Raw genomic sequence first — 23,788 nt, 5'->3', positions numbered from 1 at the left:
CGGTAAAACGGGCCGCAGTGACGGCCCGTTTTGTTATCCCAGCCGCTTACTGCTGCGTAACAGCGCAATTCCACTCAGCACCGCGACGGCCATCAGGTAATAGCCCGGTGCCAGGCTGCTGCCAGTGACCTGGATCAGCAGGCTACAAATCAACGGTGCAAAGCCGCCGAATACCGTCACCGCCACGTTATAACTGATCGCCATGCCGCTGGCCCGGGTGGTGGCAGGAAACAGATCGGCCATCACCGACGGCACCGTCGAGAAGTAAACCGACTTCAGCAGCGCCATCCACGCCACCAGCAAAATCAGCGTGGTCGGTGTGGTGTGATCGATCATCGCTTTAAACGCCGGATAGATGGTGACCATCAGCAGTAACAGCGATCCCCACATCAGGGGCAATCGCCCTACACGCTCGGCCCACAATCCCATTATCGGGGTGACGACCGTCAGGATAATCCCGGCCACCAGGGTTGCGGTAAACGCCACCGAGCCCGATAAATGCAGCGTTTTGGTGGCATAGGTCGGGATGTAGTTCAGCAGGTAGTTGATGGCGGTCGAAATGACCATCAGCCCAATCGCCAGGGTGATCAGCGCCTTCTGGCGGCCAAACAGAGTCTTCAGCGGCGCGGCATGTTTCTCCTGTGCGACGAAACTGGCGGGCTCGTGCACGTGGCGGCGAATATAGACCCCCAGCGGACCAATCAACAAGCCAAAGGCGAACGGAATGCGCCAGCCCCACGCCTGAATTTCACTTTCGCTGAGCCACTGCGTCAGGCCGAGGCCAAATGCCGACGCCATCAGCGTGCTGGCTCCCTGCGTGGCGAACTGCCAGCTGGCAATAAACGCCTTACGCTCCGGGAAATGCTCCACCAGAAAAGCGGTGGAACTGCCAAATTCGCCGCCGGCGGAGAAACCCTGAATCAGCCGCGCCAGGATGATCAGTAGCGGCGCGGCCAGTCCGATCGTGGCGTAACCCGGCATAAAGGTAATGATCGCCCCACCCAGCATCATCAGATTGATCGACAGCAGCAGCGCCTTTTTACGGCCATGACGATCGGCGTAGTTTCCTAACACCAGCGCTCCCAGCGGACGGATGAGAAAGGCGATGCCGAAGCTGCCAAAGGTCAGCAGCAGTGAAACCGACGGATCGCTGACCGGAAAGAATGCGTGGGCGATGTAACTGGCGAAAAAGCCATAGACGGCGATATCAAACCACTCCAGTGCGTTACCGATACAGGTGGCAAACAGCGTTTTATGCAGGCTCGGCCTGAGCTGTGGACGGCTTTGCGCGATGCTGCTCATTGTCCACTCTCCTGCCAGTTGCGGTGGCGGGCGAGCAGTTGCTGGCCCTCTTCACCCAGCTGCCAGAACAGCCGGGTCATGATCGCCAGTCCTTCGCGGGCAATCGAGGTCAGCATGTGTTCATTGACGCCGTGCTGGCCACAGGCCGGATAGGAGTGCGGCACCCATAGAGTTGGCAGACCAAGGATATCGGCAAACACCTCATTGGGCAGCGATCCGCCAAGGTTAGGCAGCAGCGCCGGTTTTTTGCCGCTGCTGCGGGCCAGACTGTTGAGCGCCCACTCCACCAGCGGGTCCTGCGGATTGAGCCGGGTGGCCAGCGAACCACGCAGAAACTCTACGCTGACATTGTCGAAACCGTGCTGGCGCAGATGCTGTTCAACGTGCTGCACCAGGTTCTGCCAGTCGGTGCCGACCACAAAGCGCAGCTGGCAGACCGCCGTGGCGCGGCCGGGAATCGCATTCATCGGCTGCGCCGGATTCCCGGTTTCAAACGCCAGGACTTCCAGCGTGTTCCAGCCATACAACCGTTCAGCCGCGGTTAAACCGGGTTCACCCCAGTTTTCGGCCAGCGCCGGATCGCCAGGCATGCCGCCGACGTCGATATCGCTGAGGATGTCGCGCACTGCCGGGGTCAGGGAGTCAGGTTTCAGCGCCGCCACCTGCAACACGCCCTGCGCATTTACCAGACATGCCAGCGCATTCGCCAGCTGGGTGCCGGGGTTGCTTAACAGCCCGCCCCAGTTACCTGAGTGGTAGGCGTTGTCGCGCGCGGTAATGGTCAGGCGAAAGTTGGCCGCGCCGCGTGAACCGAGGAACAGCGTCGGCCGCACGGCGTTGAGCCGCGGGCCGTCCGAAGCGATAAACAGATCGGCCGCCAGCAGCGCCTGCTGCTGCTGACAAATCTGCACCAGCCCCGGCGAGCTGATCTCTTCACCCATCTCAAACAGAATTTTGCAGTTAAAGCCCAGCCTGCCGCCCCGCGCCGCCATCACCTGTTCCAGCGCCGCCAGGTTGATACAGTGCTGGCCTTTGTTGTCTGCGCTGCCACGGCCATACCAGCGATCGCCTTCCGCAGTCAGCTGCCACGGAGACAGTCCGGGACGCCAGTTCTCCTCATCGCCATACACCACATCGCCATGCCCGTAACAGAGCAGCGTCGGCTGCGTCGGGTCCTCGATACGCACCGCAATCAGAAACGGCGGACTGCCCGGCTGGGGATTATCGAAAGGATGCAGCGTAAAACCCAGCGCCTCAAGCTGCGGTCCAATCTCAGCCTGCAGATAGTGTTGCAGCCCGCCCTGACGCTGCGGATGCTGACTCTCCGTTACACAGGCGATGCGTCGGGCCAGCAGCTGCTGAAACGCCCCGCTGTCGAAATAGTTCATCGCCTGGTCTACCGCCTTTTGCTCTGTCATGTTTGCCCTGTTTGTTTTTTTTAATCGTCAGTTATCTTTGACAAACTTCGGCCTTTGCCACAATTATCAATTTATCGAGTTAGCTTTGCTTTTAAAGCAACAAAGTTCTGCCCGATCCTGAGGCATGCCCCTTTTTAATGCGTCCCTGTGGCGGAGGAGTCTCCATGTTGAGCAGTGAAATCCGCTATTTTCTGGCGGTGGTGAATTGCGGATCGCTCAGCGCCGCCAGTGAACAGCTGTTTGTCGCGGTATCGGCCATCAGCCGTCAGATTCAGCGGCTGGAGGCGCAGGTGGGCGTGCCGCTGTTTGAGCGGCATGCGCGCGGAATGGTGCTGAATGAAGCTGGTGAAATTTTTGCGCATCATGTGCGCAAGAGTCAGCTGGATATGGAATATGCACTGGCGGAGATTAAGGGACTGAAAGCGGTGCGCCGCACCCGGATCCATATCGCCTGTACCGATGGCATGGCGTTCAGCCTGCTGCCGGGCCTGCTGTCCGATTTTCGGCAGGCGAATCCTGGCGTGCTGTTTGCCCTGAATGTGACCCACTCGTAGGGCGTGGCCGAAGCGGTGCGGGCTGGTGAATGCGACGTTGCGTTGCAGTTCAGCCTGCATCCGGAGCGAAGTGTTGAAGTGCTCGGCTCATGGCCCGCGCCGGTGCTGCTGGCGATGCATCAGAGTCACCCGCTGGCGTCACGCCAGGTTACGCTGGCCGATCTGCCACGCTGGCCGCTGGCACTGCCGGGCCAGCACACCACGGTGCGGCAACTGTTTGATCTCTCCTGTCAGATGAGCGGTTGCGTGGTCGAGCCGGTGCTGACCTGCGATTACTTCGCCACGCTGTATCATTTTTTGCTGCGCACGCCGCAGGCGGTGACGATTTGTAGCGCCTTTACCCTGCTGTTTGAACACCAGGCACAGAACCTGGTGCTGCGGTCGATGGACGTCGATCAGCTCAGCCAGCGGACGCTGCAACTGCAGACGGTGTCGGGTCGTCAGCGCACCGCTGCGCTGACGCTGTTTGTGGAGTTTTTACAGCAGCGGTTAACTGAAATCGATCAGCAACTGCGTGGGATCGGCGGCTGAGGCCGTAACGCCCCCACTGGCGGGCGTTACGTTGCAGAGCCGGGCCGTAGCTTCTTACTGTTTGATATCGACCTGGTAGAAAATGTGTTTGCCAAACGGATCAACCTGATAGCCGCTGACCGATTTGCGCACCGGCTCAAAAATGGTCGAGTGGGCAATCATCACTGCCGGCATTTGATCGTGCATTATCTGCTGCGCCTGCAGATACATCGCGGTGCGCTTGCCCTGATCCGGTTCGGCGCGGGCGGCGGTGATTAACTTCTCAAACGGCTGATAGCACCATTTTGACGAGTTCGATCCGCCCTGCGCCGAGGTGCAGCTGTAGAGCGGGCCAAAGAAGTTGTCCGGGTCGCCGGTGGCGGTGGTCCAGCCCATTAATGCCGCCTGATGCTCACCGCTGCGGACCCGTTTCAGGTATTCGCCCCACTCATAGCTGACAATATTGGCTTTAATACCGACTTTCGCCCAGTCTGACTGGATCATCTCGGCCATGCGGCGGGCATTGGGATTGTAGGGCCGCTGCACCGGCATCGCCCACAGCGCAATCTCGGTACCCGGTTTGACCCCGGCCTGTTGCAGTAACGCTTTGGCTTTTTCCGGATCGTAGTCGTAATCTTTCAGATCTTTGTCGGCGCTCCAGACGCCCGGCGGCAGAATGTTTTTTGCTACCGTGCCGGTACCTTTAAAAATCGCCTCGATGATCGCCGGTTTGTTGATCGCCATCGCCAGTGCCTGACGGACTTCCACCTTGTCGGTTGGCGCTTTGGTGGTATTAAACGCCAGGAAACCGGTATTCAGCCCGGCTTTCTGTTCCAGGGTGATATCCGGGTTGGCGCGCATTTTTTCCAGATCGGCCGGATTGGGGAACGGCATCACCTGGCATTCGTTCTTCTCCAGCTTGGCATAACGCACCGAGGCATCCGGGGTGATGCTGAACACCAGCCGATCCAGCTTTGCCTTGCCCTGCCAGTATTGTGGGAAGGCCTTGTAGAGAATGCGTGAGTCCTTCTGGTACTGCACCAGCTCAAACGGCCCGGTGCCGATAGGGTTCATGTCGACCTTCTCCGGCGTACCGGCTTTCAGCATGCTATCGGCATATTCAGCCGAATGAATCGAGGCAAAGTACCAGCCAAGATCGGCCAGAAACGGCGCTTCCGGGTGCGACAGCGTGAAGCGCACCGTATGGTCATCCACCCGTTCAATCTGTTTAATCAGTGTCGACAGCTCCAGGCTTTCGAAGTTGGAATAGGTGCCGCCCGAGACGTTGTGGTAGGGATTTTTCGGGTCCATCTGGCGCATAAAAGAGAAGATGACATCGTCTGCGTTGAAGTCGCGCGTCGGTTTAAACTGTTTGTTGCTCTGGAATTTGACGTTTTTACGCAGATGGAAGGTATAAACCGTGCCGTCGGGGCTGATCTCCCAGCTTTCCGCCAGGCTGGGGACCAGTTCAGTAGTACCGGCCTTAAAGTCCACCAGGCGGTTAAATACCGGCACCGCGCTGGCGTCTACGCTGGTGCCCGAGGTATAGAGTTGCGGGTTGAAATTCTCTGGCGATCCTTCTGAGCAGTAGACCAGCGTTTTGGCGTTCACGCTGGCCGCCAGCGTCATCCCAGCCGTAACAAGCGCTAAGGTGGCTATCTTCATTTTCATTATCATCCTCGCTTTGTATTGACTTCCGGTGATCAGAATACCTAAATGAATCATTCAGATGCTTCATTGATAGCACGATTCGGCACCATAGCGAACCCTGCCCGTGGCTGACTAATAAGGAATAGTGATGACCGACAAACTTGAGACGCAACTTACCGAGCGCTTTTTCCGTTACCTCGCCGTCAGCAGTCAGAGTGATGCGAAATCGACCACTCTGCCCAGTACCCCGAGCCAGCACGCGATGGCGGAACTGCTGGCGGCCGAGCTGCGTGCGCTGGGGCTGGAACAGGTGGTGATTGACCAGCATGCGACGGTAACGGCGGTGAAACCGGGTAATCGTCCCGCTGCGCCGCGTATCGGCTTTATCACCCATATCGATACCGTTGACGTCGGTCTGTCACCCGATATCAAACCGCAGATTCTGCGCTGGGAGGATCAGGATCTCTGCCTGAATGCCGACCAGGATATCTGGCTACGCCGCGATCAGCATCCGGAGATCGCTCCCTATATCGGTCAGCAGGTGATTTTCAGCGACGGTACCAGCGTACTGGGCGCTGATAACAAAGCGGCAGTGACGGTGGTAATGACGCTGATGGAGAACCTTAACGGCGACCACGGCGATATCGTGGTGGCGTTTGTGCCCGATGAAGAGATTGGCCTGCGCGGAGCCAAAGCGCTCGATCTGGAAACGCGATTTAATGTGGACTTCGCCTGGACCATCGACTGCTGCGAACTGGGCGAAGTGGTGTATGAGAACTTCAATGGTGCCGCCGCCGAAATCCGCTTTACCGGCGTACCGGCGCATCCGATGTCGGGTAAAGGGGTGCTGGTTAACCCGCTGCTGATGGCGCATGACTACATCAGCCAGTTTGATCGTCAGCAGACCCCGGAACAGACCGAGGGCCGTGAAGGCTATATCTGGTTCAATGAGATCCAGGCCAACGCCAGCCAGGCGATCCTGAAAGCCTCTATCCGTGATTTTGATCTGGCCAGTTTTGCCGAGCGTAAGCAGCAACTACAGCAGCAGGCGCAGGCAATTGCTGCCCGCTACCCGACCGGCAAGGTTGAGATCACCATTACCGATATCTACAGCAATATCAGCAATGCGCTGGGCGAGGATCGTCGGGCGATCGACCTGATTTTCAAAGCGTTCCGCGCGCTGGATATCGAACCAAAGGTGATTCCGATGCGGGGCGGCACTGACGGTGCAGCGCTGTCGGCTAAGGGCTTACTGACGCCGAACTTTTTCACCGGTGCGCATAACTTCCATTCGCGCTTTGAGTTCTTACCGCTGCCGTCGTTTGTGAAATCCTATCAGGTGACGGAAAAACTCTGCTACCTGGCAGCGGAATAACGATTAAATCGGGCGCAGCACGCGCCCGATTGTCAGTTATGGCTTCACGCTGACATCAATGCCCGGGAAATATTTCTCAGCCAGCTTCTTCACGGTGCCATCGGTCTGCACTTTGGCGATCGCCGTATCCAGCGACTGTTTGAGCTGCGTATCATCTTTACGCAGGCCAAAGCCGATACCCGACCCGAGAATCGCATCATCCTCGACCGGCTTACCGATAAAGCCGAAGCCTTTACCCTGTGGTTTGTCGAGGAAGCCCGACTGACCGGCGGCTGACATCACCAATGTACCGTCCAGACGCCCGGCGACCATGTCGTTATAGACCTGGTTCTGATCCTGATACGAGGTCACGGTAACGCCCTGCGACTCCCAGTGTTTTTTGGCGTAGGTTTCCTGAATCGATCCCTGCAATACCCCGATATTTTTGCCCTTCAGCGCGTCGGCCGTGGGTGCCAGCTTCTGGCCGGTTTTCGCCACCAGCATGGTCGGAATACGGTAGATCGGCTGGGTGAAGCCGATGCTTTTCGCCCGCGCTTCGGTGATATTCATCGCCGAGTTGATCGCATCAAACTTCTTCGCCTGCAGCGCCGGGATCAGCGCGTCGAAGCTGCTCTCCACCCAGTGGCAGTTAAACTTACCGGCCTGGCAGATCGCGTTACCCAGTTCGATATCAAAACCTTCCAGTTCCCCCTGAGCGTTGCGGCTTTCAAACGGCGGATACTGTGACTCCAGGCCATAACGTAAATCCTGCGCCAGCGCCGATACCGACGTCATCATGCCGAGTGCCAGAAACAGTGCGTTGCGTTTTTTCATCATTTACCCCGAAATTATTGTTTTTAACCGATCGCTGCCCTGCTTTACCGTGCGTCAGTCGGGCAACCTTGCGTCCGCCAGTCGCTTACTGCCGGAACGCCGACAGCGCAGCGGCGCCAGCCTCTAATGTTGCCTCGTCTTTGGCAAAGGAAAGACGGATCAGTTTGTTGTCGGTGCCATCCATATAAAACGCCGACAGCGGGATGGTCGCCACCCCGTGATCGACGATAAGACGTTTTACCATCTCGCTGTCCGGTTCGTCACTGAAATGTCCGTAGCTGGCCAGCATAAAGAACGAGCCGGCGCACGGCAGCAGCTTAAACGGTGAATCCTGCATCAGCGCAATCAGCCGATCGCGCTTTTGCTGGTAGAAAGATGACAGTGACAGATAGTGTTGCGGCGTCTGCAGATAATGGGCGAATCCCACCTGCATCGGCGTATCTGCGGCGTACATCATAAACTGATGCACTTTCACCAGCTCGGTCATCAGTTCCGCCGGTGCCAGGCAGTAACCCACCCGCCAGCCGGTGACGTGGAAAGTTTTGCCAAACGAAGAGACGATGACGCTGCGCGCCGCCAGCTCCGGATGGGTCGCCATGCCGCAGTGCGGACGGCCATCAAACAGAATATGTTCATACACCTCGTCGGATAACACCACGATGTCAGTGTTGCGGGTCAGGGCCGCCAGCTGATTGAGATCGTCCGGCGTCAGCACCTGGGCACTGGGGTTATGCGGCGTATTGATGATGATCATCCGGGTACGCGGCGTAATGGCGGCGCGCAACTGCTGCCAGTCGATGGCGAAAGCCGGCACCTGCAGCTTCAGGCCAATCGGCTTGCCGCCCTGTAACCGGACCACCGGTGCGTAGCTGTCGAATGCCGGTTCAAAGAAAATGACCTCATCCCCCGGATGCACCAGCGCGGAAATCGCCATGTAAATGCCCTGACTGGCGCTGCCGGTGATCAGCACTTCACTGGCCGGATCGTATTTCTGGCCGTAGAGCGATTCGACCTTACTGGCTAAAATTTCCCGTAGTGCCGGCAAGCCGGTCATCGACGCGTACTGGTTATGGCCGTCGCGCATCGCCTGGCTGACACTTTCAACCAGCAACGGATCGCAGGGGAAATTCGGTGCGCCCTGCGACAGATTGATCGCCTGATGCTGCGCCGAAAGCTGTCCGATAACGCTGAAAATGGTGGTGCCGACATCGGGCAACTTCGAGGTGACTGCGACAGGCGTTTTCAGGGACATGTTCTCTCCGTCAGTGACATAGCGAGCTGAATGCAATTAAGAGCTATTCAACGGGCTGTGACTTGAGTCGGCAAGCGAAATGTCGTCATAATAGCCATGATTAAAATGCATAGCTGAGGTGCTCTGTGTCACGTACAACCCTGCCGCTCAATGCGATTCACGCTTTTCTGGTGACGGCCCGTCACCTTAATCTGACCCATGCGGCCCGGGAACTGTGCATTACCCAGGGCGCAGTCAGCCGCAAAATTGCTGCGCTGGAGCACTGGCTCGGCCTGACGCTGTTTGATCGACACGCCCGTGGTTTGCGTCTGACACCGCAGGGCGCGGCGCTGCTGCCAGAACTGCGTCAGGGCTATGAACTGATGGCGCAGGCCAGCGAAAAAGCGCGTCGCACTCAGGCCAGTATCCGCCTGAAAGCGCCGACCTGTGCGATGCGCTGGCTGGTGCCGCGCCTGGTGACACTGGAGCAGCTGCGGCCAGAACTGCATGTGGCGCTCACTACCACGCTGGATCACGCCACACAGCTCGACAATTTTGATGCTGCCATCGTCTATGGCAAACCGCGTACTGACGCACTGACGCTGTTTGAAGAGTCGCTGACGCCGGTAATGGCTACCGGGCAGCCGATCCCCGCGTCGCCGCAAAACCTGGCGGGCATGACTTTTCTGCATCCCACCGACGATATGCGCGACTGGCAATGCTGGCTGAAAGGGCAAGGCGTGGCGGTTACGATGCAACGCAACCAGCACTTTGCCACCATGGACCTGGCGATTAGCGCAGCGATTCAGGGTTTTGGCGTGGCGATTGCTGACAGCAATCTGGTGGAGAGTGATATTGCCAGCGGCAGGCTGATTAAACCGTTCGCTGGAGAGGTAAAAACCGGGGCGACCTACAGCTTACTGCAGCGATCGCCCGCCGATGCGCCACCGTTGCTGGCGGCGCTGGTGGCGTGGCTGAGTCAGGATCAGAACGTTACCCAGTCACCGTTGTCAGCTGGCGTAGCCTGACCACCCGCCCGGCCTGGTGCTTTTGGCGCGTTCGGCTTGACAGGTGCAGCCGGCGAGATTGCTGTCCCCTTGCCGGAGAGGCGGAACTTCGCCACTGAGGCCTGTAACGCTTCGGTCTGCAACGCCAGCGCGTTGGCGGCGGCGGAGACTTCTTCGACCAGTGAGGCGTTTTGCTGGGTCACGCTATCCATTTCGGTCACCGCTGCGCCGACCTGGGAGATGCCTTTACTCTGCTCTTCCGATGCGGCAGCAATCTGCTTCATGATCGCGTCGACATCCTGCACCGATTTCAGAATATTATTCATGGTGCCGCCGGTGGTGCCCACCAGCTCCGCTCCTTTTCCGACCCGCTGAACGGAATCTTCAATCAGGGTGGCAATCTCTTTGGCGGCGTTGGCGCTGCGCTGGGCCAGATTACGCACTTCTGAGGCCACCACAGCAAAACCGCGTCCCTGTTCACCGGCGCGAGCGGCTTCAACCGCCGCGTTCAGCGCCAGGATGTTGGTCTGGAAGGCGATACCATTAATCACATTAGTGATCTCAGCAATTTTCTTCGAACTGCCGGAAATCCCGTTCATGGTGCTGACCACTTCACTCACCAGCTGGCCGCCCTGTTGCGCGGTGGTGGTGGCGGTTTCAGCCAGCAGGCTGGCCTGACGCGCATTGTCGGCGTTAAATTTCACCGTGGCGGTCAGCTGCTCCATACTGGCAGCGGTCTGCTCCAGCGCGGCCGCCTGCTCTTCAGTACGCGAAGAGAGATCGTTGTTACCGGCCGAAATCTCTGCGGCACCGCGCGAGATATTCTCGGTACCGCTGCGGATCGCGCTCACCGCTTCACGTAAACTCTCCTGCATCGCGCTCAGCAACGGTACCAGTTTACCGACGCAGTTGCGGCCAAAGTCCGCCACCGGCTGACTCAGATCGCCGGTAGCGATAGTGGCGAAATGGTTGCGGATGGTTTCCAGCGGCCGCACCAGCATCGCCACCAGGTAGCGATCGGTAAACAGCAGAATAAGCAGGCCGATAATTACCGTCACGGTGATAATCATCCTGGTCAGTGCGGTTAAGCGGTCAACTTCAACCCGGGTATGATCGAGGATCAGCGCGGCCCCCTGATTGAATTTTTCGGCGCTGGCACCAAATGCCCGACTGAGCTGCGGCGTCACATTGTTGGCCTGCTGACGATAGGCGTCCGCTGAATCCTGTCGGGCCAGCCGCAGCTGCGGCGTCACACCTTCATCCAGCAATTTCTGCCAGCTCTGAATCACGCTGTCGACCATGTCCGGATTCATCGGACCCGGAGCCAGCTGTTTAAAAGCCGCCAGCTGCTGGGTCATGTTATCCAGCGCCTGCTGAACCGGCGCATAAGCGTCGTCGGTTAGCGTTTTGCCACCGGCTTTGCTGTCCATCACACGCGACAGCCGGGTAATAACCCGGAAATATTGGTCGTTGCCTTTACTCAGCACCGTCATTTGCTCTACCAGATGGCGGTCAACATCATTCCCTTCGCTCAGCGCGCCAAGAGAATGAATGCTGAATAGCCCGACTCCGCTCCAGAGTAAGCAGAACAGGCCCAGAATAGTGAGCATCACAGCGCGAATGGTGAAATTTTTGAGCATTCCCATACAAAAATCCTATACACGTTGACCCGTAAGTATCGGGCATAGGAGATCTATCGGCAGCGAATAGTGAAGATGTAACACTTTTGTTAGCTATAGTTTTACAGCGTCATTAGTGGGAGCCGGTGGGAATTAGTTGTATATTCAATGGAGTATGCGCGAATGGCTCCAGTAATTCCATTCGCGCAATTTGATGATTAGCGGACTAATTAAAGACGCACCATTTTACTCATCAGCAGGCGGAACAGGCGCATTCGGGCGCGCATAAAGTTCCGTTTCAGGACTAAACCACTCTGGCGATGATCACCGAGTGACATTGTCACATCGTCGCCTGGATGCCACGCGGGCCATACCACTTCGCCTTCCAGCTGCTGCTTGTATTCGCTGGCATCGCAGGCGAATCTGAACCAGTAGTCGCTGACGCGCGAGGCAAATGCCCGATCGGCGTCGCTGAAAGGCCGGTTTTCATTCGGATCCGGCATCTGGCTCAGGGTGTTAAGGACATATGGCACTTCATTGCCATGCCAGGTCCCGTCAGGATAGAGATCGCGCGCATTCTCAGAGACATAATCAAACCAGTAGCGCCAGCCCGGCATGCCAACATTATGCTGGGCGCGCATCACCAGCCACGGCACCACGCTGAACGCCATGTCGCGCGCCACCGCACGACCGAGGCGCTGATCGTCATGGATGTCATACATCCATTTTAGCATCCGATAGATCACCCGATTTTTGTCGCGCAACTGATGCAGCACCGCGGTGGCATCAACGCCAAAATAGTCCAGCACGCTGGCTTCATCACTGTTGCTGCCCGCCATTAGCGGCAGACGGTGCTGTCGGGCCGCGAGGAAGGTTTTCAGCATCGGTTCCGGCAGCACCGCATCGCCGGAAATCGGCACCGGTTGGATCGACAGCGGGCCATCCAGCGACCAGAAGGCGTCGGCGGGTAAAGCACGCAACGCATCGGCACTGGCGTCGGGCGGCAGCCCCAGATGCTGTGCAACCGCCATGCCCTGCTGACGCGCTTTTTTCAGCGGCGTATCCGGTAAGCTGTAGGCGCTCTGCACAATCCCCTTGTGAAACAGCCCTTCGGCCAGCGGCGAACAGCAGAGCGACAGCACGCTGCGCGCGCCGGATGATTCGCCAAACAGCGTGACATTGCGGCGGTCTCCGCCAAAGGCCGGGATGTTGCGCTGTACCCACTGCAGGGCCGCAATTTGATCGAGCAGACCAAAATTATTTATGGTGCTGGCAACAGGATATTGCGCATCTAAAGCCGGATGGGAGAAGAAACCGAGATGGCCGAGTCGGTAGTTGATGGTGACCACCACCGCGCCACGCGAGGCCAGCGGTTTACCGCTGTAGGGCGCCAGACCGCCCGCGCCGATGGTGTAGCCGCCGCCGTGTAACCAGACCATCACCGGCAGCGGTTTTGTCGGTTCGACATCCGGGGTCCAGACATTAAGGTAAAGGCAATCTTCACTAAATTCGCCGGGATCGCCACCGCCAACTGCCCGGCAATAATCGCGGTTTTGCCAGGCTGATGCTGAAAATTGTGTGGCATCACGCAGATCGTTCCACGGCGTGACCGGCTGCGGCGGACGCCAGCGTAGTGGCCCTTCCGGGGCGGCGGCATAAGGTATGCCTTTGAATACGAAAAGGTCATCATCCATGCATCCACGTAACTCACCCTCTGCAGTCATAATCCGCAGACCTGTTTCGTTTTTCATTCCTGTATCCCTGTTCTAACGACACTCCATTATTTGCAGGCCTTGAGACAATGTCTATGTCTGAGACGGATTTGCAGATTATGCCGAAGGTTGTAGCAAAGGACTGAACAACTTCATCAAAAGGTTTGAATAGGCAACAGGAGGGTTTTTGATTATATTTGCTTATGCTTTCCAGCCTGCACCGGCACCTGCCGGCTCGTTTACCCTGTGGGAAGACAGCAAAAAAGAAGACTGCACACAGATAATTACAACAAATCATAACGGCGTAGCGCAGATCCTCTTCTGCTGTTCATCGACCGTATCGTTAATATTATTTTATTAGTTTCGCACCAGCATCAGGGAACACCTCTTCGATTACTGCGCGCCAGTCCGGCTCAGCTTATTAAGCCCGGCGCGCACGTAATTCTATCCCGTTTCGTACTAACACCCTTCAGCGGCGATAATATAATCGCCGCTGAAGGAGGCTGCTACCCTGGCGGGATAATTGTCCTGTTGCGACGGCATGGGCTATAAAGTCACCACGCCACAGCGTGCCAGCGAGCGTTGCTGACGCTCCGCATACAGTGCCATCTCGTCCACCACCGCACTGCCCAGCGCCGTTTCAAACGCTTCCCGGCTGGCCTGGCCTGCCGACCAGACCTGTGCGTGATCGCCAAGGTTTGACTGAAAGATGCCCGCGGCGCTGACCGGCAAAAAATCCTCATAGATAATCGGTTCTGCAATGATTCGTCCCTCAGCAATCAGGCTGTCGAGCGTCTCACCACGTGCTGGCGGGCTCGCCATCCCCTTTTCGCTGAGCCGGTAATGGAACCACGCCAGCTCCTGCTGACGCAGCGTCTGCTCATCGTCTGGAAAATCCCGGAACACATCGCTCAGATGCTGCTGATGCTGCTGGTTATCCTGACCGCTGCCCGCCTGATGCAGCAAACGGTCATACAGCGCCCGGCCCTTCGGCGTCAGCGCCGCACCGCGCTGCTCGATTTCACCAAAGCGCGCGGTGTGGGTGCCCTTATGACCATCCCGAAAGGTGATCGCTTCCTCCAGCGCCTTGAAACTGGTCTGGCGTAACAGAATTGGCACCTGACGACGCGGTGGTCCTTCAATCAGGGTTTTCGGTTCGATTCCGCGCGACGGCATCAGTTGCTGCACCCGATCGATATCCAGCGTGCGGGGAGTGAGATGGTTAATGTGACAGCCGGAGAAACAGACCACGTCAGCAATCAGCCGGTGCTGCTGATTCAATGCCTGATAGGTCTGGCTATCGACGCTGCTGTGGGCGTGCCAGCGGAAAGTTTCCAGTGCTTCGGTGACAAACTCCGCCGCCTGCGGGGCGGTGAATCCACCCTGCTGCTGATGTAGCTGCAGCAGTTGCCGACAGCGCGGCGTGAAGATATCGCGCGCCGCCAGAATCGCCGCCGCCCTTTCACGCAGCTCAGGCTCTTCTATCAGCTCCAGTCGTAACAGTGAGGTAAAGACGCGGAAAGGATTACGCCGCAGGGCAGCTTCGTCGACCGGCCGGAACGCGGTGGAATGCACCGGCACGCCGGCCTGGGAGAGATCGTAATAGCCGACCGGATACATCCCCATCACCGCAAACATCTGCCGCAGCGTGGCGAGTTCGCTGGCGCTGCCGACCCGGATGGCACCGTGACGTTCAATATTGAGCCGGCTGAGTTCATCTGCCGCTGCCAGACGATCTTTCAGTGCGGGTTCTGATTCCAGCGTGCGGTCGTTAACCGCCATCACCAACTGCATCAGCATGCCGTATTGCGGCACTTCCTGCTGATACATGGCGGACATCGCCTGAGAGAAGCGGGTGCGGATTGCATCCGCAGTGAGAAAGTTGTCCATCTGTTCCACCTGACACCGTGAGCGTTGCTGCTAATGTAATGCAACGGATTGGCGCCAGCGGAAAAAATCACGAATTTGTGATCGGCTTAAAGCCGTAGCGGTTTTTTAGCAGCAGCATCAGGGTAGTGATCACCGCCGGAATGGCCAGCAGCAGAAAAATAAAGCTGAACGACCAGCCGAGTGACAGCATTTCTGCTCCGACAAATGCGCTAAGAATTGCGCCGACGCGGCCGACGCCATGCATCCAGCTAGAGCCGGTGGCGCGGGCATGCGTCGGATAATAGCTGGCCGACAGCGCATTCATCCCGGTATTGGCACCGTTGAAACAGAAGCCGCTACAGAAGGCGATGCCGCTCATGATGCCCACTTCCGCCGGAGAGTACCCCAGCGCGACGATAAACAGCCCGCCACAAAAGTAGATCGCCGCCAGTGCCAGGTTGGCATTAAAGCGATCCATCAGCCAGCCGGCAAACAGCGAACCCAGCGTCCCGCCAGCCTGATACATCGCGGTGATAATCGCGGCTTCAGTAACCGACATCCCCAGCGTATTGACCAGCGACGGCAGCCAGCTGCCAATCAGGTAGACCAGAAACAGCCCCATGAAGTAGCCGCCCCACAGCATAGTGCTGCCAAACAGGTAGCTACGCGACAGCACGGTCGCGATCGCCCCGCGCGTGGCAACGCTGGCTTCAGGCGCATGAAACGCGCTATCCGGCTGCGTGACGCCCGGCATCATCCGGTCAACGATAGCGTGAATTCGTGCCGCAGGCGCGCCGCGGCTAATCAGGAAGCGCACCGATTCCGGCAGCCCGCGGATCAAACACGGCAGGACCAGCAGCGGCAGGATCCCGCCGAGCAGCAGCACTGAGTGCCAGTTGTAACGCGGTAACAGCCACGAGGCAGCAAATCCCCCGCTGGCCGCGCCAAAGGTAAAGCCGCAAAATACCACGGTGATGATGAACGCCCGACGTCGTTCTGGCGCGTATTCAGCCACCAGCGTGCCGACGTTTGGCATCGCTGCGCCCAGCCCCAGCCCGGTGAGGAAGCGGAACAGCATCATCTGTTCGATGTTTTGAGACAGCGCGGTTGCCAGCATCCAGAGGCCAAAAAAGAAGACGCTAAGAATAATCATCATCCGCCGGCCGTAGCGGTCGGCTAGCGGGCCGGCTACCATCGCGCCGAGCGCCAGGCCAATCAGTGCGGCACTGATCACCATCCCCAGCTGATGGTTGCTGACGCCCCACGCGGTTTTGAGGGTCGGCGCAATAAAGCCCATAATAGCGATGTCCATGCCATCAAGCGCCACCACAATAAAGCAGAGCGCGATTAACCGCTTTTGCCAGCGACTCAGCGCCTGCTGGTTAATGAGCTGGCGTACATCTACCGCCTCTACGCTGGTCAATGAAAACTCCTCTCGGGCACCCGCCATCGGACATCAGATTTAGTAAAAAAAACGGCGCCAATGATAGCCGATCGTTAACGTTAAGACGTCAGATTTTTATATGATATTGAGAATTATTCAACTTTTAATCGCTAACCCGTTGATCTGCGGTTGCCCTGCTGGCTGGCCTGCTGGCCGCATTCCCATATGACACGTTTCTTTTCAGCGGCTTACCTGGCGAGATGGTTGCACCGCGATATTTGTTAATATAATTTTGCAGCTAAGTTAACAAAATCCATTTTAAATGGTTGCCTGTTACCGGTGATCCTCATTAAGTTTAAGGGATGGAAAAAAATATCCTTTTCAATCAGCGCATTCGCTTGCGCCATTTACATACCTTTGTTGCGGTCGCGCAGCAAGGCACGCTGGGCCGGGCGGCCGAAACGCTTAGCCTGAGCCAGCCTGCCCTGTCAAAAACCCTTAATGAACTGGAAGAGCTGACCGGCGTCAGGCTGTTTGAGCGTGGCCGGCTCGGCGCGCAACTCACCACAATGGGTGAACAGTTCCTGACGCATGCGGTGCGGGTACTTGACGCGCTCAACCACGCCGGACAAAGCTTTAATGAGCAGCCTGCCGATCAGCCGGCCATTATCCGGCTGGGCGCGCTGACCACCGCCGCAATGGGCATGTTGCCGCAGATCCTGGACCGGTTTCATCAACTGCAACCCAATACCACCATTCAGGTGGCGACCTTACATAATAATGTGCTGCTGGCGGGATTACGGGCCGGTGAGTTCGATATTGGCGTTGGCCGGATGGCCGACAGTGAAATGATGACCGGGCTGACCTATGAACTGCTGTTTCTTGAATCGCTCAAGCTGGTGGTGCGTCCGGAACACCCGCTCTTAAGTGACAACGTCACCCTGTCGCGCGCCATGCAGTGGCCGGTGGTGATTTCGCCTGAAGGCACCGCACCGCGCCGTATAGCGCAGCAGATGCTCGACGAACAGGGTTGTTCGCTGCCGCCCCACTGTATTGAGACCTCTTCGACCTCGCTGGCGCGGCAACTGGCGTTGCGTTACGACTACATCTGGTTTGTGCCTTCCGGCGCAATTAAAGAAGACCTTAGCCACAATGCGGTCTGCGCTCTGCCGATTAACTCATCCGGTCCGGGCGAGCCGGTAGGGATTATTACCCGCACCGGCAGTCAGCTCAGCCTGAGCGCCGAAGTGCTGATGTCAACCATGCGCAAATTCCACAGCTAGCGGCTGCGTTTAGCATGCCGCTCACGGTTATCCAGCCGCGCTTTATCGGTTTTACGCAGGCCAACATACAGCGCCCCCGCGCCGCCATGTTGCGCCTGGGCGGCGCAGAAGGTCTGTACATCGTCAAACTGGGTCAGCCAGCGCGCCAGATAGCTGCGCACAATATTGGCATGCGACTCATCGTCGCGGCCTTTGCCGTGAATGATCAGCAGATTGCGCAATCCCTGCTTGTGCGCCTGCACCATAAAATTGAACAGCGCCTGGCGGCATGTTTCCACCGGCTGCCGCAGCAGATTCAGGCTGGCATCCAGCCGGTACTCCCCTTTGCGCAGTTTATCCAGCACGCCCTGCTGTATGCCATCAGCCTTGTATTCCAGCGGCGTGTTCAGCGGCACGATATCCAGATAGCCACGGGTCAGGAAATTCTCCTGTTCAGGATCGCGCGGTGGATGGCGCGGCGCTTTGGTTGAGGGCGATTTGAGCCATAAGGTGCTGGTAGTGTCTTTTAACGGAGTGACATCTCCCATGGCGTCTCGAAAAAGATCGTTATCATCAAGGTTCATGGTTTTCTCACACCTGATTAAAATTGATGGAGGGCAAAACAGGCTTAGGGTGAAAGCGTAGCAAAAGCTAACGGCACTGCGCTAACCCTGTTTTTGGTGATTTTTTGTATCAGACAATTCAGGTTTTAGATCAAAAAGCGGCAAGTTTTCGTGACAGTAGCCATTTTGGCATTCTGAGAAGCCCGTCACAGCTATCTTTGGTGCCCGGTCTGACGTCCATACTTTTTGTGCGCCTAAAACTGCTCGGATGAGTTCCCTTCAGCACAAAAAATGTTAAAATTGACACCAGTCAATTATCGTCGAGCAAACCATTATGATCCCTGAAAAACGCAGCATTCGTCGTATTCAGTCGGGCGGTTGTGCCATTCACTGCCAGGATTGCAGCATCAGTCAGCTCTGCATCCCGTTTACGCTAAATGAACATGAGCTGGACCAGCTCGACAATATCATTGAGCGTAAAAAACCTATTCAGAAAGGGCAAACCCTTTTCAAAGCGGGTGACGAGCTTAAGTCACTTTATGCCATCCGTTCCGGTACCATTAAAAGCTATACCATCACCGAACAGGGCGATGAGCAGATTACCGGTTTCCATCTGGCCGGCGACCTGGTCGGCTTTGATGCGATCATGGGTGCCAGCCATCCAAGCTTTGCTCAGGCGCTGGAAACCGCAATGGTCTGTGAAATTCCGTTCGAAACGCTGGACGATCTGTCAGGCAAAATGCCGGCCCTGCGTCAGCAGATGATGCGTCTGATGAGTGGTGAGATCAAAGGCGATCAGGACATGATTTTACTGCTGTCGAAGAAAAATGCCGAAGAGCGTCTGGCCGCCTTTATCTGGAATCTGTCACGCCGCTTTGGTCAGCGTGGATTCTCTCAGCGCGAATTCCGTCTCACCATGACTCGTGGCGATATCGGTAATTATCTCGGCTTAACGGTCGAAACCATCAGCCGTCTGCTGGGCCGGTTCCAGAAATCGGGCATGCTGGCGGTGAAGGGTAAATATATTACTATTGAGAACCACGCCTTACTGGAAGAGTTAGCGGGTCAGAGCCATCAGGCTGCCTGATCGCCGGCCGGATTAATAATTGTTATTTTATTGATCCGGCAGCAACTTTTTCACTTCTTCCGCTGTGCAACATAGGCTATCTTTAATCCAGTCGCTTTGGTTTAAGGAGAGTTCCTCATGTCCCAGTACCAAAATATTCTGGTCGCGATCGATGCCCAGCAAGACGACCAGCCTGCGCTGCGGCGTGCGGTCTATCTCAATCAATTCATCGGCGGCAAAATCAAAGCTTTTCTGCCTATCTATGATTTCTCCTATGAGATGACCACCCTGCTGTCGCCTGATGAACGCGCCTCAATGCGTCAGGGCGTAATCAGCCAGCGCACCGAGTGGATTCGCGAACAGGCACACGCTTACCTGGATGCCGGTGTCGAGATCGAAATCAAGGTCATCTGGCACAACCGTCCCTATGAAGCCATCATTCAGGAAGTGTTAGCCCACCAGCATGATTTAGTGCTGAAAATGGCGCACCAGCACGATCGGCTGGAGTCGGTGATTTTTACCCCGACAGACTGGCATCTGCTGCGTAAATGCCCGTGCCCGGTGTGGATGGTGAAAGATCAGCCGTGGCCGGAAGGCGGTAAAGCGATTGTGGCGGTGAACCTCGCCAGTGAAGAGCCGCATCATGATGGCCTGAATCAGAAGCTGATCCGTGAAACGGTCAAGCTGGCCGAAACCGTGAATCATACTGAAGTCCATCTGGTTGGCGCCTACCCTATCACCCCAATCAATATTGCTATCGAGCTGCCCGATTTTGATCCGAGCGTCTACAACGACGCCATTCGCGGCCAGCATCTGGTGGCGATGAAAGCACTGCGACAGAAATTTTCCATTGGTGAAGAGTTCACCCATGTTGCTAAGGGTTTGCCTGAAGAGGTGATTCCTGACCTGGCGGTGCACCTCGGCGCGGGTGTGGTAGTGCTGGGAACGATCGGACGTACCGGTTTGTCGGCCGCGTTTCTCGGCAATACGGCAGAACAGGTGATTGATCATCTGCGTTGCGATCTGCTGGCAATTAAACCTGATGATTTTAAATCGCCGATCGATCTGGATGATGAAGAGGATGAGGAGGAGTAATCCTGCTCAGTAATAAGGGCGGCTAATCAGCCGCCCTTTTTTTTACAGCGCTTTCAGAATCGCTTCCACACTGGCTTTGGCATCGCCAAACAGCATCTGGGTATTCTCCTTAAAGAACAGCGGGTTCTGCACTCCGGCATAGCCGGTATTCATTGAGCGTTTAAACACGATGACGTTGTGCGCTTTCCACACTTCCAGTACCGGCATTCCGGCAATCGGACTGCGCGGATCTTCCTGCGCCGCCGGGTTGACGGTATCGTTAGCGCCAATCACCAGCACCGTATCGGTTTCGCTGAAGTCATCGTTGATTTCATCCATCTCCAGCACCACGTCATACGGCACTTTAGCTTCGGCCAGTAGTACGTTCATGTGGCCGGGCAAGCGACCAGCCACCGGATGAATGCCAAAACGTACTTTGATACCGAGTGCACGCAGCCTGGCGGTGATTTCCGCCACCGGGTATTGTGCCTGGGCCACCGCCATACCGTAGCCAGGGGTGATAATGACCGAAGTAGAGGCTTTCAGCATCTCTGCGGTCTCTTCCGCGCTGATTTCACGGTGTTCACCCGCGGCGGCGCTGTCATCACCGCTGCTGGTCTCACTGCCAAAACCGCCGGCAATCACGCTGATAAACGAACGGTTCATCGCCTTACACATAATGTAAGAGAGGATCGCACCGGAGGAGCCGACCAGCGCACCGGTGACAATCAGCAGGTCATTGCTCAGCATAAAGCCGGCTGCAGCGGCTGCCCAGCCGGAGTAAGAGTTGAGCATTGACACCACCACCGGCATATCTGCCCCGCCGATGGACGCCACCAGATGCCAGCCAAACGCCAGCGCAATCAAGGTCATCAACAGCAGTGCAAATACCTGCGCCGCGCTACTGCTGGTGTTAACGAACCACAGCAGCAGCAGGAACGAGACCACCAGCGCCAGCAGATTGAGCTTATGACGATGCGGCAACGCCAGCGGCCGCGAGGAGATCTTGCCGCACAGCTTGCCAAACGCCACCAGCGAACCGGTAAAGGTCACCGCGCCAATAAAGATACCGATAAACACTTCGCTCAGATGGATATTCTCCATCACCGCCGGCAGGCCAGGCGCATGATCGATATAGCTGTTGATGCCCACCAGCACCGCCGCCAGGCCGACAAAGCTGTGCAGAATTGCCACCAGCTCCGGCATTTCGGTCATTTCGACCTTCTTCGCCAGACGCACGCCAATTGCCCCGCCGATCACCATCGCCACCAGGATCCACACCACGTTGCCGCTGTCGGGCCCAAAAATGGTGGCCACCAGTGCGATCGCCATGCCGCTGATACCAAAAATATTGCCCTGCTTAGAGGTCTCATGTCGCGAGAGACCGGCGAGGCTACAAATAAACAGAATGGCAGCGACGATATAGGCTGCAGTTACTAATCCGCCAGACATGAATTACCCCTTACGAAACATTTTCAGCATGCGCTGGGTGACGGTAAAGCCACCAAAGATATTGATGCTGGCAATCAGCACGGCAATAAAGGAGATAAACGTCACCCAGCCACCGTGCCCCATCTGCAACACCGCGCCGATGACGATAATGCCGGAGATGGCATTGGTGACCGACATCAGCGGCGTATGCAGCGCATGGCTGACGTTCCACACCACGTAGTAGCCCACCACGCAGGAGAGCGCGAAGACGGTAAAGTGTGACAGGAAATCACTCGGCGCGACGTTGGCCAGGCAGGCAAACAGCACTATCGCCAGCGCGATCAGCAGATATTTACGCCAGGCAGCAACCGGTTTTTTCTCGACCGTCGATACCGCTTTTGCCGCAGCCGGTGCGGCCTGCGGAGCAGCGGAGACCTGAATCGGCGGTGCTGGCCAGGTCACTTCGCCTTCACGGATCACCGTAACGCCGCGCACCACCACATCGTCGAAATCAAGGGTGATTTCGCCGTTTTTCTCTTTGCATAACAGCTTCATCAGGTTGACCAGGTTGGTACCGTAGAGCTGCGATGACTGGGTCGGTAAGCGGCTGGGCAAATCGGTATAACCGATAATCTTCACGCCATTCGGGGTAACGGTAACCTGATCGGCGACCGTCAGAGCGCAGTTGCCGCCGTTTTGCGCCGCCAGATCGACGATGACGCTGCCCGGCTTCATGCTGGCAACCATCTCTTCGGTAATCAGCGTCGGAGCCGGTTTGCCGGGGATCAGCGCGGTGGTGACGATAATGTCCACTTCCTGCGCCTGGCTGGCGAACAGCGCCATTTCGGCTTTGATGAAGGCTTCAGACATCACTTTGGCGTAGCCATCGCCGCTGCCCGCTTCCTCTTCAAAATCGAGTTCGAGGAATTCGGCGCCCATACTCTGCACCTGCTCTTTCACTTCCGGCCGGGTATCAAATGCCCGGACAATCGCGCCGAGGCTGCCCGCCGCGCCGATCGCTGCCAGCCCGGCTACGCCGGCACCAATAACCATCACTTTGGCCGGTGGCACTTTACCGGCTGCGGTAATCTGACCGGTAAAGAAACGGCCAAACTGGTGGGCCGCTTCCACAATCGCGCGATAACCGGCAATGTTAGCCATCGAACTCAGGGCATCCAGCGACTGCGCCCGCGAGATACGCGGCACGGAATCCATCGCCATCACCGTCACCTGACGCGCCGCCAGTTTCTCCAGCAGCGCAGGATTCTGTGCCGGCCAGATGAAACTCACCAGGGTGCTGCCCGCCCGGGTCAGCGCAATCTCATCATCGAGCGGTGCATTCACTTTCAGCACGATATCGGACTGCCAGACCTGCTGGGTGTCACTGAGAGTGGCGCCTGCCGCAAGGTAGCTGTCGTCATCGAAACTGGCGCTGAGGCCCGCGTCATGTTCCAGCGTGACGCTAAACCCCAGCTTGATCAGTTGCCCAACGGTCTGCGGCGTGGCGGCCACACGTGACTCGCCCGGCAATCGTTCTTTGGGTATTCCAATTAACATAGTGTTTCCTTTCATCGGTTAAAGGATGATGGCAAGAAGTCTGCACGACAACAGCGCAACTGAAACACTGTTTCAGCTGCTTATGAACGAAATGCACTTATTTCAAAGTGTTTATAACCTACTGAAAATGTGACGGGCGATCCAGTTCGGCCTGGCGGAGTAGAGACATTCACCCAATTATTCAGTGTTAAAGATAAAAACCCGTGTTATCCCACTACTAAAACCAGTCATCAGCAGATAATCTGCTATGCCTAATCGTGTCAGGGCGCAGATCCGGTTAATAAAAACCTTTATTTAACAATGCATTAACTGTTATAGCACTAAGGCTTACCGGCTTTAACGGTAACCCGCACCAAAAAGGGGCTATAAACGCGGTTCATGACAATCAGAT

At 56.9% G+C, this 23,788-nt stretch carries 17 protein-coding genes and 1 pseudogene; 6 read left to right on the top strand and 12 right to left on the bottom strand.

Annotated elements, in window-relative coordinates; translation table 11 throughout:
• Positions 1 to 33 precede the first annotated feature (33 nt).
• Positions 34 to 1,302, bottom strand: a complete 1,269-nt coding sequence (locus tag ACLIBF_RS10560) for an MFS transporter (protein WP_279809832.1) — start codon at positions 1,300 to 1,302, stop codon at positions 34 to 36.
• On the bottom strand, positions 1,299 to 2,720 hold the full coding sequence (locus ACLIBF_RS10555; protein WP_448309727.1) for a M20 family metallopeptidase: 1,422 nt from the start codon (positions 2,718 to 2,720) through the stop codon (positions 1,299 to 1,301). The genes ACLIBF_RS10560 and ACLIBF_RS10555 overlap by 4 nt, the downstream gene beginning before the upstream one ends.
• Positions 2,721 to 2,884: 164 nt before the next feature.
• Here ACLIBF_RS10555 and ACLIBF_RS10550 point away from each other — a divergent pair.
• Positions 2,885 to 3,805, top strand: a pseudogene (locus ACLIBF_RS10550) (LysR family transcriptional regulator).
• 54 nt (positions 3,806 to 3,859) lie between these two features.
• Here the strand turns inward: ACLIBF_RS10550 and ACLIBF_RS10545 are convergent.
• Positions 3,860 to 5,455, bottom strand: a complete 1,596-nt coding sequence (locus ACLIBF_RS10545; RefSeq protein ID WP_089561583.1) for an ABC transporter substrate-binding protein — start codon at positions 5,453 to 5,455, stop codon at positions 3,860 to 3,862.
• A 127-nt stretch (positions 5,456 to 5,582) separates the two neighbouring features.
• Here ACLIBF_RS10545 and pepT point away from each other — a divergent pair, with 127 nt between their 5' ends.
• Positions 5,583 to 6,809, top strand: a complete 1,227-nt coding sequence (gene pepT, locus ACLIBF_RS10540; protein WP_279809829.1) for a peptidase T — start codon at positions 5,583 to 5,585, stop codon at positions 6,807 to 6,809.
• A 36-nt stretch (positions 6,810 to 6,845) separates the two neighbouring features.
• Here the strand turns inward: pepT and ACLIBF_RS10535 are convergent, their stop codons facing one another.
• Entirely contained in the window at positions 6,846 to 7,622 is a 777-nt protein-coding gene (locus ACLIBF_RS10535; protein ID WP_031376758.1) for a transporter substrate-binding domain-containing protein, read from the bottom strand.
• Between the two features lie 85 nt (positions 7,623 to 7,707).
• Entirely contained in the window at positions 7,708 to 8,874 is a 1,167-nt protein-coding gene (locus ACLIBF_RS10530; protein WP_069728354.1) for a methionine aminotransferase, read from the bottom strand.
• Between the two features lie 125 nt (positions 8,875 to 8,999).
• On the opposite strand from ACLIBF_RS10530, the gene ACLIBF_RS10525 reads away from it, so the two are divergent.
• A complete protein-coding gene (locus ACLIBF_RS10525) occupies positions 9,000 to 9,881 on the top strand; it encodes a LysR substrate-binding domain-containing protein (protein ID WP_279809828.1) in 882 nt (293 codons plus the stop codon).
• On the opposite strand, the gene ACLIBF_RS10520 is transcribed toward ACLIBF_RS10525, so the two are convergent.
• The 4 genes from ACLIBF_RS10520 to ACLIBF_RS10505 form a co-directional block, all read right to left on the bottom strand.
• On the bottom strand, positions 9,839 to 11,506 hold the full coding sequence (locus ACLIBF_RS10520; protein WP_031376761.1) for a methyl-accepting chemotaxis protein: 1,668 nt from the start codon (positions 11,504 to 11,506) through the stop codon (positions 9,839 to 9,841). The genes ACLIBF_RS10525 and ACLIBF_RS10520 overlap by 43 nt on opposite strands.
• Positions 11,507 to 11,709: 203 nt before the next feature.
• Entirely contained in the window at positions 11,710 to 13,230 is a 1,521-nt protein-coding gene (locus tag ACLIBF_RS10515) for a carboxylesterase/lipase family protein (RefSeq protein WP_279809826.1), read from the bottom strand.
• Positions 13,231 to 13,737: 507 nt separating this feature from the next.
• Positions 13,738 to 15,081 (bottom strand): 2-oxoadipate dioxygenase/decarboxylase HglS, encoded by a 1,344-nt coding sequence (gene hglS, locus ACLIBF_RS10510; RefSeq protein ID WP_448309724.1) that lies wholly within the window; start codon positions 15,079 to 15,081, stop codon positions 13,738 to 13,740.
• A 67-nt stretch (positions 15,082 to 15,148) separates the two neighbouring features.
• Positions 15,149 to 16,483 (bottom strand): MFS transporter, encoded by a 1,335-nt coding sequence (locus ACLIBF_RS10505; protein WP_448309723.1) that lies wholly within the window; start codon positions 16,481 to 16,483, stop codon positions 15,149 to 15,151.
• Positions 16,484 to 16,806: 323 nt separating this feature from the next.
• Between ACLIBF_RS10505 and ACLIBF_RS10500 the strand changes: the two genes are divergently transcribed.
• Positions 16,807 to 17,727, top strand: a complete 921-nt coding sequence (locus ACLIBF_RS10500) for a LysR substrate-binding domain-containing protein (protein ID WP_031376765.1) — start codon at positions 16,807 to 16,809, stop codon at positions 17,725 to 17,727.
• Here ACLIBF_RS10500 and smrA read toward each other — a convergent pair.
• Positions 17,724 to 18,290 carry a DNA endonuclease SmrA gene (smrA, locus tag ACLIBF_RS10495; RefSeq protein ID WP_031376766.1) on the bottom strand — a complete coding sequence of 189 codons (567 nt, stop codon included), beginning with the start codon at positions 18,288 to 18,290 and terminating at the stop codon, positions 17,724 to 17,726. The genes ACLIBF_RS10500 and smrA overlap by 4 nt on opposite strands.
• Positions 18,291 to 18,603: 313 nt before the next feature.
• On the opposite strand from smrA, the gene ACLIBF_RS10490 reads away from it, so the two are divergent.
• Both ACLIBF_RS10490 and uspE read left to right on the top strand, forming a co-directional pair.
• Positions 18,604 to 19,356, top strand: coding sequence for an FNR family transcription factor (locus tag ACLIBF_RS10490; RefSeq protein WP_009090088.1), 753 nt, complete (start codon positions 18,604 to 18,606; stop codon positions 19,354 to 19,356).
• Between the two features lie 117 nt (positions 19,357 to 19,473).
• On the top strand, positions 19,474 to 20,430 hold the full coding sequence (uspE, locus tag ACLIBF_RS10485) for a universal stress protein UspE (RefSeq protein WP_031376767.1): 957 nt from the start codon (positions 19,474 to 19,476) through the stop codon (positions 20,428 to 20,430).
• 42 nt (positions 20,431 to 20,472) lie between these two features.
• On the opposite strand, the gene pntB is transcribed toward uspE, so the two are convergent.
• Complete coding sequence (gene pntB / locus ACLIBF_RS10480; RefSeq protein ID WP_279809825.1) at positions 20,473 to 21,861, bottom strand: Re/Si-specific NAD(P)(+) transhydrogenase subunit beta; 1,389 nt, start codon at positions 21,859 to 21,861, stop codon at positions 20,473 to 20,475.
• Between the two features lie 3 nt (positions 21,862 to 21,864).
• Positions 21,865 to 23,397 carry a Re/Si-specific NAD(P)(+) transhydrogenase subunit alpha gene (gene pntA / locus ACLIBF_RS10475; protein WP_069728360.1) on the bottom strand — a complete coding sequence of 511 codons (1,533 nt, stop codon included), beginning with the start codon at positions 23,395 to 23,397 and terminating at the stop codon, positions 21,865 to 21,867.
• Positions 23,398 to 23,788: the final 391 nt, after the last annotated feature.

The sequence above is a fragment of the Pantoea sp. PGP6 genome, assembly GCF_053474785.1.
This window is presented reverse-complemented; position numbering and strand designations above follow the sequence as displayed.